Origin of the sequence: Dactylosporangium sp. McL0621, from assembly GCF_049995355.1 — a bacterium.
GTDB lineage: Bacteria > Actinomycetota > Actinomycetes > Mycobacteriales > Micromonosporaceae > Dactylosporangium.
The window spans coordinates 10,142,943-10,156,148 of sequence record NZ_CP188259.1 but is presented as its reverse complement, the minus strand read 5'-3'; the positions used below and the strand labels follow the sequence as shown (position 1 = coordinate 10,156,148).

At 76.0% G+C, this 13,206-nt stretch carries 10 protein-coding genes; 4 read left to right on the top strand and 6 right to left on the bottom strand.

Annotated features, from left to right (window positions below; translation table 11 throughout):
- Nucleotides 1–9 precede the first annotated feature (9 nt).
- A complete protein-coding gene (locus tag ACPPVO_RS47995) occupies nucleotides 10–3,423 on the bottom strand; it encodes a tetratricopeptide repeat protein (RefSeq protein ID WP_426505655.1) in 3,414 nt (1,137 codons plus the stop codon).
- Nucleotides 3,424–3,554: 131 nt separating this feature from the next.
- On the opposite strand from ACPPVO_RS47995, the gene ACPPVO_RS47990 reads away from it, so the two are divergent.
- Nucleotides 3,555–3,851 (top strand): hypothetical protein, encoded by a 297-nt coding sequence (locus ACPPVO_RS47990; RefSeq protein WP_426505653.1) that lies wholly within the window; start codon nucleotides 3,555–3,557, stop codon nucleotides 3,849–3,851.
- Here the strand turns inward: ACPPVO_RS47990 and ACPPVO_RS47985 are convergent.
- On the bottom strand, nucleotides 3,822–5,135 hold the full coding sequence (locus ACPPVO_RS47985) for an FAD-dependent oxidoreductase (RefSeq protein ID WP_426505651.1): 1,314 nt from the start codon (nucleotides 5,133–5,135) through the stop codon (nucleotides 3,822–3,824). The genes ACPPVO_RS47990 and ACPPVO_RS47985 overlap by 30 nt on opposite strands.
- Nucleotides 5,136–5,253: 118 nt before the next feature.
- Here ACPPVO_RS47985 and ACPPVO_RS47980 point away from each other — a divergent pair, with 118 nt between their 5' ends.
- From ACPPVO_RS47980 to ACPPVO_RS47970, 3 genes are all read left to right on the top strand, one after another.
- Nucleotides 5,254–6,993, top strand: coding sequence for a family 43 glycosylhydrolase (locus ACPPVO_RS47980; protein WP_426505649.1), 1,740 nt, complete (start codon nucleotides 5,254–5,256; stop codon nucleotides 6,991–6,993).
- 260 nt (nucleotides 6,994–7,253) lie between these two features.
- Nucleotides 7,254–8,351, top strand: a complete 1,098-nt coding sequence (locus tag ACPPVO_RS47975; RefSeq protein ID WP_426505648.1) for a Clp protease N-terminal domain-containing protein — start codon at nucleotides 7,254–7,256, stop codon at nucleotides 8,349–8,351.
- A 38-nt stretch (nucleotides 8,352–8,389) separates the two neighbouring features.
- Entirely contained in the window at nucleotides 8,390–8,932 is a 543-nt protein-coding gene (locus ACPPVO_RS47970; protein ID WP_426505647.1) for a carboxymuconolactone decarboxylase family protein, read from the top strand.
- Between the two features lie 8 nt (nucleotides 8,933–8,940).
- On the opposite strand, the gene ACPPVO_RS47965 is transcribed toward ACPPVO_RS47970, so the two are convergent.
- Genes ACPPVO_RS47965 through ACPPVO_RS47950 form a run of 4 tightly spaced genes read right to left on the bottom strand, consistent with a single transcriptional unit; the run spans nucleotide 8,941 to nucleotide 13,203 of the window.
- The gene (locus ACPPVO_RS47965) at nucleotides 8,941–11,082 is read right to left on the bottom strand and encodes a peptidase domain-containing ABC transporter (RefSeq protein ID WP_426505646.1); all 2,142 of its coding nucleotides are present in this window, start codon (nucleotides 11,080–11,082) and stop codon (nucleotides 8,941–8,943) included.
- A complete protein-coding gene (locus tag ACPPVO_RS47960; protein WP_426505644.1) occupies nucleotides 11,079–11,264 on the bottom strand; it encodes a hypothetical protein in 186 nt (61 codons plus the stop codon). The genes ACPPVO_RS47965 and ACPPVO_RS47960 overlap by 4 nt, the downstream gene beginning before the upstream one ends.
- On the bottom strand, nucleotides 11,261–12,199 hold the full coding sequence (locus ACPPVO_RS47955; RefSeq protein WP_426505642.1) for a TIGR04500 family putative peptide maturation system protein: 939 nt from the start codon (nucleotides 12,197–12,199) through the stop codon (nucleotides 11,261–11,263). The genes ACPPVO_RS47960 and ACPPVO_RS47955 overlap by 4 nt, the downstream gene beginning before the upstream one ends.
- Nucleotides 12,196–13,203 (bottom strand): MvdC/MvdD family ATP grasp protein, encoded by a 1,008-nt coding sequence (locus ACPPVO_RS47950; protein ID WP_426505640.1) that lies wholly within the window; start codon nucleotides 13,201–13,203, stop codon nucleotides 12,196–12,198. The genes ACPPVO_RS47955 and ACPPVO_RS47950 overlap by 4 nt, the downstream gene beginning before the upstream one ends.
- Nucleotides 13,204–13,206: the final 3 nt, after the last annotated feature.

Genomic DNA, 13,206 nt, shown 5'->3' with positions numbered 1-13,206 from the left:
GCTGCTGGTTCAGGTGCCGGCGCGGGGTAGGCCGGCCGTCGACGCCCGTGCGGCCGGTTCGCCTGTCGCACGGGCCCGGCGCAGCAGCGCGGCCGTGCGGGCCAGGCCGATCCGGTACCCGGTCTTCTCGTGCACCGCGCTCGCCCGCTCGCCGACCTGGACGGCCCACTGCGGCTCGCCGCGGGCCAGGTGGACCGCGGCGAGGCCGGTCAGCGCCGCCCCCTCGAGCTGGTGGAAGCCGGCCCGCTGGGTGAGCGCCAGGGCCTGCGTGCTGCAGGCGAGGGCCCGGTCGCACTCGCCGAGGTGGAGGCGGGCCGCGGCGATACCGATGAGCGCCTCCGCCTCCGGCAGGCGTTCGCCGGTCTCGCGGGCCATCGCCAGGGCCCGGTCGTGGCCGTCGACGGCCGCGGCGGGCCGGCCCAGCGCGTCGAGCACGGTCCCGAGCGCGTTGAGCGCGTCGATCTCCAGGCGCAGCATGTCGGTGCCGCGGGCCCGCTCCAGCGCGGCCCCGGCCAGCTCGAGCGCCCGGTCGAGGCGTCCGGCGTCGCGGTGCGTGGCCGCCAGGGTCCGCAGGTTCGCGGACTCGTTGCCGCGCCCGCCGAGCTCGCGGTGCAGCGCCAGGGCCAGGTTCAGGTGCTCGATCGCCTCGTCGAGGCGGCCCAGGAGCTGGCACGCCTCGCCGAGGTTGCCCAGGACGTTGGCCTCGCTGCTGCGCGAGCCCATCGCGCGGCTGAGCTCCAGCGCCTCCCGGAAGTGCCCGGCCGCCACCGCCAGCTGCCCGGCCTGCATGCGGACCAGCCCGAGGTTGCCGAGGTTGACCGCCTGCCCGGCCAGCCAGCCGGTCCGCCGGTTGAGGGCCAGGGCCTCGGCGATCCGGTCGCCGGCCGCCCGGAGGTGCCCCGACTGCCAGTGCACCGCGCCCAGGTTGCCCAGGATGGTGGCCTGGCACTGGGCCCAGTCGGTGCGCCGCGAGGCCGCGAGGGCCTGCTGGAAGTGCTCGACCGCCAGGTCGTGCCGGCTGCGCCGCCAGTGCGCGTCGGCGATGCTGAGGTGGCTGACCGCCTCGGCCGCCGGTTCCTGGGCGCTCCGCGCGCCGGCGAGGCTCGCGTGGGCGACGGTCAGCCAGTCGATCGTGTGCACGCGGAGGTGGAAGTACCCGCGGAGGGCGTCGGCGAGCAGCCAGGTGGCGGCCCGGGGCCCGTGTTCGGCGGCGTCCCGCACGGCCGCGACGAGGTTCGGCCGCTCGGCGTCGATCCAGGCCAGCGCCTGCGCATGGCCGGCGAGGGCGACCGGCGGTTCCCGGGGCGGCAGCGGCATGCGGAGCTTCTCCGGGTACAGCAGGTGCGCGGCCGCGTCGAGCCCGGACAGGTAGTGCTCGAGCAGCCGCTGCCGGGCGGCGCGCCGGCCGGGCTCGTCGTCCTCCGCGGCGCCGCGGGCGTGGGCGTAGAGGCGCAGCAGGTCGTGGAAGGCGTACCGGCCAGGGACGTGCTCCTCGACCAGATGCGCCCGGCTCAGCCGCTCCAGCGCCCCGGCGGCCCCGCGGCCGGCCAGGGCGGCGACCGCCTCGGTGGTGAAGTCGGGGCCGGGGACCAGGCCGAGGAGGCGGAACAGGCGCCGGGCGTCCGGCGGCAGCGCGGCGTAGGACAGGTCGAGCGCGGCGCGTACGGCCGTCCGGCGGTCGCCCTCGATCCGCAGCGCGGTCAGCCGGTCGCCGTCGCGCAGGTTCCGCACGTATCCGGCGATGCTCTGGTGCGGGTGGCACAGCAGGTTGGCCGCGGCGATGCGCAGCGCCAGGGGCAGCGCACCGCAGAGGCCGACCAGCTCGTCGGCGGGCGCCGGCTCCGCGTTCGTCCGCGCGGGCCCGAGCACCCGGCCGAGCAGCGCGCGGGCCTCCCCGGCGGCCAGGACGTCGAGGACGAGCGGCCGGGCGCCCTCGCCCGCGACCAGCCCGGCGAGCTGGTCGCGGCTGGTCACCAGGGCGAGGCAGCCCACGCCGCCGGGCAGCAGCGGGCGCACCTGGTCGGCGTCGCGGGCGTTGTCGAGCACGACCAGGATGCGGCGGTCGGCGAGCAGGGTCCGGTACACGGCGGCGGCCTCGTCGACGTCGAGCGGTACCTCGTCCGGGGCCGTGCCGAGCGCGTGCAGGAAGCGGGCGAGCGCCTCGATCGGGCGCAGCGGGGCGCCCTGGGCGTAGCCGCGCAGGTCGACGTAGAGCTGCCCGTCCGGGAACCGGTCCTGTACGCGGTGGGCCCAGTGCATCGCCAGGGCCGTCTTGCCGACCCCGGCGGTGCCGGCGATGGCCACGACGGGCGCGCTGGGCTCGTGTGTTTCCAGGAGGTCGTCGAGCCGGCGCAGCGCGGCGGCGCGACCGGTGAAGGCGGCCACGTCGGCGAGGAGCTGGGCGGGCACGACGGCGGGGGCGACGCCCGGCCGGGGCGCCCGGCGCAGCACCTCCAGGTGGGCCGCCCGCAGCTCGTCGCCGGGCTCCACCCCGAGCTCGTCGGCCAGGCGCCTCCGCACGTCGGTCAGCACCTGCAGCGCCCCGGGCCGCTCGGTATGGGCCAGCAGCAGCGCGAGCCGGGCGTGCAGTCCCTCGTGCAGGGGCTCGTCGGGCACGATGGCCGTCAGCCGCTGCACCGCCCGGGCCGTCTCGCCGGTGTCGCCGGCCAGCACGAGGTCGGCGTACGCCAGGGCCGCGTCCACCCGGCGCCGGCTCAGCGCGACGGCCGTCGCGTGCTCGCGCAGCCGCAGGTCGAGACCGGCCAGCACCGTTCCGCGCCAGCAGTCCAACGCCTGCCCGAGGTCGTCCCGCGCGGCCGCGGCGTCGCCCGCGTCCCGGCGCGCCCGCGCGAGCAGCTCGTCGAAGCGCGCCACGTCGAGCCCGTCGGCGCCGAGGTCCAGCAGGTAGCCGCCGGGCGCCAGCCGCACCGACACCGCCGGCCCGCGCCGCCGCCGGTCGGGCTCGAGGAGCCGGCGCAGCTGCCGGACGTACACCTGGACAAGGTTCTGGCACGTCCGGGGCGGACTGTCCCACAACGCGTCGACGATCTCGTCGCGGGAGACCGCCTGCCGCGGGTGCAGCGCCAGCAGGCCGAGCAGCCCGCGCAGCATCGGCGGGCCGACCTCCACGGCCGCGTCGCCCCGGCGCACCGACAACGGCCCCAGCACACCCACGTGCACCGCGGCCCCGGTCGAGCCGCCGGGCGCGGACAGGGCCTGCCGCTCGGCCTCGGACAGTCCCAGCGCGTCGGCGAGCCGCTCGACCGACTCCGCGCGGGGCCGCTGCACCCGCCCCTGCTCGATGTCGCGCAGCCCGCGCACGCTCACCCCGGCCCGGCGCGCGAGCTCCCGCTGGTCGACCCCGGCGCGCAGCCGGTGCCGGCGGAGCAGCTCACCCGGCCCCGACGCGCCGCGCTGGTCCATGGCAGACAGACGTCCCCCGTCGTGCTCAGGCCCCCCGAAATACCTGGCCCACGATTCTGCCGGAGATGGCGGTCGATGTCGACCGGGCCCGGCTCCTTGACGCTCGCGGCCCGGGTGGCCACCATGATCCGGTGGCACCGCGTTGGTTGGTCCGCGCCGGCTGGACCGGCTGGCGGCAGGAGTTGGGCTGGACCCTGGTCGGGCTGTCACTCCTGATGTTGTTCGGGGCCTGCTTCTTCGGCGCCGGGCCTCTGCCCTACCCGGACGAGCCGACGCCGGAGATGCTCGCCACGCAGGCCCGGGAGGTGCACGACGGCCGGATCCTGCTCATGATCCTCGGCCCGGCCGGGGTGGCCGGTCTGGTCGGCGGCATCCTGCTGATCGTCCGGGGCCGCGAGCTACGGCGCGGCGCCGAACAGCACCCGTAGCACCGTGCCCGGGGTGAGCAGCGAGGCCGGCGGCTCCACGAGGTTCACCACGCGCAGGAACGCGGCACCGAGGCCGGCGTCGCGGGTCGCGGCCCGGTGCAGCCGGTGCACGAACGCGTTGACGAACCGGACTCTGGCCGTGCGCCGGCCCGGCACGCCGGCGAAGCGCAGGTCCGCGCCGACCGCGATCGACCACGGCCCGTCGATGATCCGGGCGGCCTGCCGGAAGAACCGGGGCGCGAGATCCCCGGTGCGGCCCGCGCGCTCGGCGAGCAGCCGGCGCAGCCGGACGGCCTGCAGCGCCGCGACCGTCATGCCCTGGCCGTAGATCGGGTTGAAGCTGCACAGCGCGTCGGCGACGACGAGGTAGCCGGACGGGAACCGGCGCAGGCGCTCGTAGCGGCGGCGGACGCTGGCCGGGTACCGCATCGTCACCGGGTCGCCGGCCGGCGGCGCGGACCGGATGATCGTGGCGAGGTGCGGCGCGGCCAGGCTGTCGGCGAACGCGGCCATGCCGGCGTCGTCGGTCGGCGGGCGCTCGCCGAGCATGCCGCTCAGCGCGATCGCCACGAGGCCGTTCTCCTGGGCCGCGGCGATGCCGGCCCGGGGCGCCCCGGGCACGGCGTTGGTCAGCGCCCCGAGCATGCCGTCGAGGTGCTCCGGGCGGTGCCGGTAGAGCCGCGTCACGTACGTGACGTCGACGCGCACCAGGTCCTCCGCGGGGGCCGGAAAGCCGGCATCCGCCAGCCACTGCGCGCTGCGCGAGGCCCGCCCGCCGGCGTCGACGACCAGGTCCGCGGGCAGCACTTCGTGCGGGCCCAGGCGGACCCCGGTCACGGCGGTGCCGTCGGCCGAGAAGAGCAGGCCGGTCACGTCGGTCCGGGGCCGCAGCCGGACGCCCGGCAGCGCCGCGACCCGGCTCCGGATGGTGTGCTCCAGCAGCGGCCGGCCGATCCCGACCCCGATCAGGCCGGAGGGCGCCCGCCGCATCAGGTGGCCGTCGTTGTACCAGTGGACCTGCCCGTGCAGGTCGACCAGGGGCGCCCCGGCCGCCCGCAGCTGCGCGGACAGGCCGGGGAGCAGCTCCTCCAGCGCGGTGCGGCCCGCCGCGAGCAGCACGTGCAGCTGATGGCCCTGCGGCACGCACCGCCGGTGCGCCGGCGTCTCGCCGAGCACGTCGCGGTCGAGCACGACCACCCGTTCGAAGTGCTCGCTGAGCACCCGGGCCGCGAGCAGCCCGCCGATGCTCGCCCCGACCACGACCGCTGTTCCGCCAGGCGCCACGACGGGCAGCCTAACTATCGCCGTTTCTCGATGTCTTCTTCTCCAGTGCGGGTTCAGCAGTGGTGTCGACGGGCCGCGTCGTCTTTACAACGATGAATACAACGTTGTAAAAGAGAGCATGAGACCGCGCATGCTCGGCCTGATCGCGCTCTTGGCCGCCGCCGCCCTGGTTGCGCCGGCCCCGGGCGCGGCCGCCGCCTCCGGGCCCCGTCCGGCCACCTATACCAACCCGGTGTCCGCCCCCGCCACCGACACCTTCGCCGACCCGTCCGTCGTGCGGGGCGCCGACAGCGCCTGGTACGCCTTCGGCACCAGCGACCCCCTGCGCGCCGGCGAGACCGCGCCGCACCTCGTGCCGATCCTGCGCTCCACCGACCTGGTCCACTGGTCCTACGCCGGCGACGCGTTCACCGGCCGCCCGGCCTGGGCCGCCCCGGCCGCGGGCCTCTGGGCGCCCGACGTCCGCCGTATCGGCGACCGGTACGTGCTGTATTACACGGTCACCGACACCACCCTGAACCCCGGCGACGACTCCGCCATCGGGGTGGCAACCGCGCCGACGCCGCTCGGGCCCTGGACCGACAGCGGCCGGCCCGTCGTCGCGCCCCGGGCCGCCCCCGGCGGCGGCTTCCTCTGGACGTTCGACCCGGCGCTGCTGCGCGACGAGCAGGGTCGGCTGTGGCTGTACTACGGCTCGTACTTCGGCGGGATCTTCACCGCCCCGCTCAGCGCCGACGGCCTGACCGTCACCGGCGCCGCCACCCAGGTCGCGATCGACAACCGCTACGAGGGCGCGTACGTCGTGCCCCACGACGGCTGGTACTACCTGTTCGGCTCGGCCGCGAACTGCTGCGCCGGGCCGACGACCGGCTACAGCGTGTTCGCCGGCCGCGCCCGCACCCCCACCGGCCCGTTCGCCGACCGCGAGGGCGTGTCCCTGCTGGCCTCGCGGGCCGGCGGCACCCCGGTCATCCAGCCCAACGGCAACCGGTGGATCGGCACCGGGCACAACGCGGTCGTCACCGACCTCGCCGGCCAGGACTGGCTGGTGTACCACGCGATCGACCGCGATATGCCCTACCTCAACGAGGCCTACGGCATCAACCGCCGCCCCATGCTCATCGACCGCCTCGAGTGGCGCGACGGCTGGCCCACCGCGACCGCCTCGGACGATCGCCAGGCCGGCCCGGTCACCGATCGCCGTCAGCGCTCCGGTCACGGGGCGGCGGTGCCGGTACCGCACCCGGGCCGCCTGGACCGCGCCGCCTCCGACGAGTTCGACGGCGGCGGCCTCGGCGACGGCTGGAGCTGGGTCCGCCCGGACGCCGCGGCGACCGTCACCGACGGCGCGCTGCGGTGGCCGACGGAGGCCGCCGACCTCACCGGCGACGCGAACACCGCGGGGGTACTGCTGCGCACCGCGCCGCGCGGCGACTACATCGCCGAGACGAAGCTGACCATCGACCTCGGCGTCGACACCGTCCGCAACTACGAGCAGGCCGGTCTCGTCGCCTACGCCGGCGACGACGACTTCGCCCGCCTGAGCCACGTCGCCATCTGGAACACCCGCCAGCTCGAGTTCGGCCGGGAGCTGCCCTTCGCGGGCCGGCTCTCCTACGGCGGCATGGTCGAGGGGCCGCCCGCGGAGACGACCTGGCTGCGGCTGGCGCACACCACCGTGCGCGGCGAGCATCGCTTCCGGGCCGGCTGGAGCCGCGACGGCGTGCACTGGAACTGGGGCGGCACCTGGACCTTCCCGCCCGGCCCGGCGCCCCGCATCGGCCTGGTCTCGCACGGCGGCAATGCTCCGCAGGCGACCGCGCGGTTCGAATATTTCCGGGTGTACCGCACCGGCTGACGCTGTCGGGTCCCGGACGCTGAGCCCGTTCGGCCCGTACCGCAACCGACGGCTCCTACCTTCGATCTTGGAACCGGACGACGGCGTCCGGGCCCGAGCGAGGGAGAACCGCGGCCGCGGCCCGCACGTTCAGCACCGGTCTGGCGGGCCGGGGTGTACTGCGACGTCATCCACGGGCGACTACACCACGCCGCCGCGCGAATGCCGTCCCGATGACGTCGCCGGGGCGGACTGGACGACGACGGTTACCCTGACGACCGATGACGCAGGCCGGCACCGAGTTCATGAACGCGCTGGTGTCGGCCGGCGCGGCGGTCCACGCCCGCGGCGGCCCGGTCATCACCACGCTGGACGTCTTCCGGGCCTGCCTGCGGGCCCGCCGGGACGTGCACGTCGACCTCGGCCCGGACCCTTCGGAGTCGCCGCCGGGCTCGCATCTGGCGCAGTCCTCGCCGATCGGCGAGGACTGGTGGGGCCGGATCGAGGCGCTCGCCGCGCTGCGGGAGGCGGCCTGGCTGGCGGCCGGCGACCGTCCGTGGACCGACCGCCTCCCCTGGGACGCGCAGTCGCGGCCGGCCGTCGAGGACGCGATCGACATGGGCGCCGAACGCGGGGTGTTCGGCGCCTCGGGCGCCCACCTGCTCACCGCGCTGATCGCCCCGTTCGACGGCGCCGTCCCGGCCGCGCTGCGCGCCGCCGGCGTGTCAGTCGACTCGCTGGCCGAGACGCTCGAGGCGAGCGGGGCGCTGGACCTCAACTCGGTACCGTGGACGCCGACCTTCGACATGCTGGCCCTGCGCGCCGGCCTCGCGGTGACGCCGTGGCCGCTGCGCCCCCTCGCCGCGCTCTACCGGACGGCCGTGCGGCCCGCCGTCGGCTGGGTCGGCTACGGGCTCCTGCACGAGGCCCGCCGGCAGGCGGTCCGGCTCGGCCACCCGACGACGAACCCGGTACACCTGCTGGTCGCGGCGGCCGACCTCGCCGAACAGTTCGACACCGCCTACGCCGTCGGCCCCCTCGCGCGCAGCACCCACCCGCGCCCGGAACTGCTGGAAGCGGTCCGGCCGGGACACCGGCTGATCGCCGGCCTCGAACAACCCTTCGCGCACCTCGCCGTCAACCTCGGCGACGGCGGCGGGCCGCCCGCCGCCGAACAGCCGCCGATCCGCCGGGACGGCCCGCCGTTCACCGCGGCGGCGGTGGCCGCGATCGACCGGGCATTGCGCGGGCCGCTCGCCCCGGAGCCGGGCCGCCTGGACGCCGCCCCGCTCGTGGCCGCGGTGCTGGCCGAGCCGGACGACGCGGTGACGGCCCTGCTGGCCGCGCGCGGCCTCGACCCGTCCGAGCTGAGCACGTAGGAAGAAGCCCCGCCGGCGGCGGTGTGTCACCGTACGGCATGGCCTACATCGAGCTTGGCGTGGACGAGCACGAGTTCCCCGGGATCACCGGTCCGATGCGCTACCGGCCCGAGACCGCGCAGCCGCTCAACGCGCTCGCCGAAGTGCTCCTGCGCGCGCCCCACACGTTGCCGGCGGGGGAGCGCGAGCTCATTGCGGCCTACGTTTCCGGGCTCAACGACTGTACGTTCTGCTGCTCGTCGCACTCGGCCTTTGCCGCCGTTCAGCTCGATGCCGGCATGGGGCTCGTCGAGAAGGTGCGCGCCGACCTCGAGTCGGCGCCGGTCTCGCCGAAGCTGCGGGCGCTGCTGCACATCGCCGGGGCCGTGCAGCGCAGCGGCCGGGCGGTGACCGTGGAGCTGGTCGAGGCCGCCCGCTCGGAGGGGGCGACCGACGTGGAGATCCACGACACCGTGCTCATCGCGGCCGCGTTCTGCATGTTCAACCGGTACGTCGACGGGCTCGGGACGTTCGCACCCCAGCGCCAGGAGGACTACCTGCCCATGGCCGAGCGCATCGTGACGCAGGGGTACGGCGTCTGAGACCGGTTCTACCCGGCCACCGACTGGAGCGCGACGAGCTCCGCGTACCGGCCGCCGAGGGCCAGCAGCTCGTCGTGGCGGCCCCGCTCCACGATGCGGCCGCCGTCCAGGACGTGGATGACGTCGGCGTCGCGGACCGTGCTCAGGCGGTGCGCGATGACGATGCGGGTCTGGGGCAGCTCGGCCAGCTCGCGCTCGATGTACGCCTCGGTGGTCGGGTCGAGGTTGCTCGTCGCCTCGTCCAGCAGCAGCACCCGCGGCTGCGGCAGCAGGGCCCGCGCCAGGGCGACCCGCTGCCGCTGGCCGCCGGACAGGCCGCCGCCGTCGACGAGCGGGGTGTCGTACCCCATCGGCATCGCCATGATGTCGTCGTGGATGCCGGCCGCGGCCGCCGCGGCGGCAACGCGGGACAGCGGCGCATCCGGGTCGGTCAGGCTGATGTTCTCCCGCACGCTGCCGGTGAACAACGTCGGGTCCTGGGTCACCACGCCGAACTGCCGGCGCAGGGTGCGCACGTCGAGCGTCGCCGCGTCGAGCCCGCCGTGGTACACGTGGCCCTCGGTCGGCCGGTAGAGGCCCAGCAGTACCCGGGCGAGGGTGCTCTTGCCCGAGCCGGAGCGGCCGACGAACGCGACCTTCTGGCCCGGCTCGATCGTGAACGTCAGCCCGCGCAGCACCCACGGCGCGCGCGGGTCGAACCGGAAGCTCAGGTCGCGTACCGAAACCCGCCCGTCGTGGGCGGGCGCCGGGCGGCCGCCCTCCTCCGGCGCCTCGTCCAGGATGTCGTCGAGACGGGCCAGGTGGGCGCCGGTCTGCTGCAGCTGGTGCAGATTGTCCACAATGGACGACAGCGGGGCCAGTGCCGCGGTGGCCAGCGCGCCGAGGGCGAGCATGGTGCCGAGGCTCAGCTCGCCGTCGAGGACGCGCCGGGCGCCGATGAGCAGCAGCAGGGCCGGCGCGAGGTACTGCAGCGCCCCGAGCGCGGTCTCCAGGCCGCCGCGCAGCAGGCCGTGCCGGGTGCCGGCGTTGAGCTGCCCCGCGAGCAGGTACGACCAGCGCTGCACGGCCCGCTCCTCGGCGCTTGCCGCCTTGAGCGTCTCGATGCCGCTCAGCGCCTCGATGAGCTGCGCCTGCGCCTTGCCGGAGGCGTGCAGCTCGCGCTCGGCGAGCTCGGCGACGCGGCGGCGCGTGGCCAGCAGCAGCGCCAGCTGGACGCCGGCGAGCGCGGCGAGGACGCCACCGAAGGCCGGGTCGCGCCACAGCACCAGGCCGAGGTACCCCACCGCCAGCGGGGCGTCGAGCAGCGTCGACAACACGTGGCCGGAGAGGATGTCCCGCAGCGCGGCGACGCTCTGCGTGCGCATCACGAGGTCGCCGCTGCCGCGCTCGGCGAAGAAGCGGTACGGCAGGGCGAACAGGTGCCGGACCACCCCGCCGGTGAGGTCGTCGTCGGCGCGGGAGCGCAGGCTCAGCAGCAGCGCGGTGCGCAGGAAGCCGAGCACGACGTGGGCCGCGACGGCGACCGCGACGGCCAGGCCGATCGGGGCGAGCAGGCCGGCGGCGCCGCTGGGCAGCAGCCGGTCGACGAGGACCGCGGACAGGGCCGGCACCGCCAGGCCGAGGACCTGCAGCAGTACCGAGGCCAGCAGGATCTGTCCCAGCAGCCCGCGGTACCGTCGCAGCGCTGTTCTGAGCCATTGCCCCCGCCAGGCCGGGCGGTCCGGATCGGCGTCGGCGGGGCGGAAGTCCGGGCCCGGCTCGAAGCCGATGACGACGCCGGTGAAGCCGAGGTCGAACTCCTCGCGGGTGAGCCGGCGCCGCCCCGACACCGGGTCGAGCAGGTGCACCCGCCGGCGGCCCCAGCGCTCCAGCAGCACGAAGTGGTTGAAGTTCCAATACAGAACGGCTGGTGTCGGTACCGCCGCCAGCTCCTCCGGTTGCAGCGAGAACGCCCGCGCGTGCAGGCCGTGCCGGCCGGCCTCCTCGACGAGGGCCAGTGCGCTCAGCCCGTCGCGGGACACCCCGAGGTCGGCGGTCATGCGGCGCACCGTCGTGGGCCGTCCGTGGTACGTCAGCACCATCGCGAGGCACGCGGCCCCGCAGTCGGCCGCCTTGACCTGCCGCAGCTCGGGCGGGCGCCGGCGGCTCACCGCGGCACCGCCCCGTCGCCCGTCGCGAGCAGCGCCGCGCCCAGTCCCGCCAGCAGCAGCACGGCCGCCAGCCACAGTGCCGCGAAGAGCCGCCCGGGCAGGAGCCGCAGCCGCTCCGGCGGGACGCGGCCGGCCTCCGCGCGGCGGCGCAGCGCGGCCTCCAGGAACATTCCGTCGCTCATGCCGGACCCCAGTTCCACTCGATCCGCGCCGCGGCCCGCCGCTCGGCCAGCCACTCGCTGAACAGCCGGCGTGACACCGCCTCGCGGGTGGCGGGCCGGACCCCCAGCACGGCGGTGACGACGCAGCGGCCGGCGGCCACCGACTCCAGGTCCGCGCGGGTGACCGTCATGAGCACCGGCGCCGGCCCGACCCCGGCGGCGAAGTCGGCCACCGCCGCGGCGAGCAGGTCCGGGGCCGCGGCCAGCCGGGCCGCGGCGGCCTCGTCGGCGGCCTCCACCCGCACCAGCCGCAGCTGCTCGTACCGCCCCGGGTCGGCGGCGAGCTCGGCGTCGACCCGTCCCGCGGTGATCCGCTCGCGGAGCCGCGCCACCAGCGCCTGGTGTGCGACGAGGTCCTCGAACTGCACGTCGCTGAGCCGCTCGCGGGCCATCCAGGCGCGGGTGTCCTCGAGGGTCAGCAGGCCGCGCGCCCGCCGGAACGCATCCGCGGCCTCCTGCAGCGCCGCGTCGTCGAGCTCCGTGCCGTCGGCGTCCAGGGCCAGGCGCACCAGGCAGGTGTCGACGAGCCGGTCGCGCAGCGGCGCCTCCCGCCACAGCAGGTCGAGGAAGCCGATCGCGTCGGCCACGCCCAGCTCGAACCCGTCGACCCGCACCAGCAGCATCTCGGCGCCGCGCTGCACACCGCGCAGCGGCCACGGCAGGGCGTCGTCCGGGCACCACGACAGCGACACCACGCCCGCGTCCGCGGCCGGCGAACGGACGAGCAGGTCGTAGTGCAGCGACCCGTCGTACTCCTCGCGCTGCCACAGCAGGCGCAGCCCCGCCCCAGGGTGCCGGGCGCGCAGCCCGTCGACCCGGGTCCGGACCTCGGCCCGCCCGGCCTTCTCGGCGGAAGCCGCGCGCAGCAGCTCGACCGCCTCCGTCAGCAGCGTCATGCCGGCCCCTTGGTCCGCCCGGCGGGGGCCGCGCCGGTCAGGAGCAGATCGGCGACCGCCGCGGTGATCGGCAGCCCGGTGGCCAGCTCGAGCCAGTCGTACTGCCCGTTGGGGTTGATCTCCAGAAACACGTAGTCCCCCTCCGGGGTGAGAATCAGGTCGATGGCGCCGAAGCTCAGCCCGAGCCGGTCCACCAGGGCCCGGCAGCGCCCGGCCACGTCGCCGGGCAGCGCATGGATCTCCATCGGGGTGTTCTGATGGTCGTAGCGGCGCCAGTCGTACCGTGTGTGCCTGGTCGCCTGCGAATGGATCTCGACGGCGAAGACGGCCGCGCCGACGACTGTCACGCGCAGCTCGACGTCCTTCGGCACGTACGCCTGGACGATCATCGGCGACTGCCGCAGCGCCGCGACGTACCCGAGGTCGCGGTTGCTCACGGGCTCCGTGTAGCGGCCCATGGGCGCCTCGGCCGTCCCGCGCGGCGAGCGCTGCAGCGGCTTGGTGATGATCTGCCCGTCGTGCTCGTCGTAGAACTCGAGCAGCCGGTCGGGGTCGGCGGTGATCAGCGTCGGCGGCACCGCGAACCCGAGCTCGACGGCGGCCGCGAGGTGGTACGGCTTGCGGTCGGCGCGGTCGATCACGTCGCGGGGCGCGGGCACCTGCCGGCAGTTCAGCGCCCGCCAGACGCCGTCGAGGTAGGTCTTCACCTCGCCGGCCAGGTGGGCCCGCACCTCGGGGTCCGCGACGGTGGAGGGTGGCACCGGCGCCGTCGGGCGCCGGTGCCACACACACGTCAGACCGTCCAGATCGACGTCCCGGCCGCCGACCCGCAGCCACCGGCGAACGCGGCCGGTGCCGCCGGCGGTCATCTCGACCTGGGCATCGTGCGGTACGACCCCCGGATCGAGCAGCAGCACCTCGGCGCCGCGGGAGGCGAGCAGCGCCGCCACCCGCCCGGCGGTCACGTCTTCGGCGTCCGTGAGGACGAGGATCTGGTCAGTCATGGC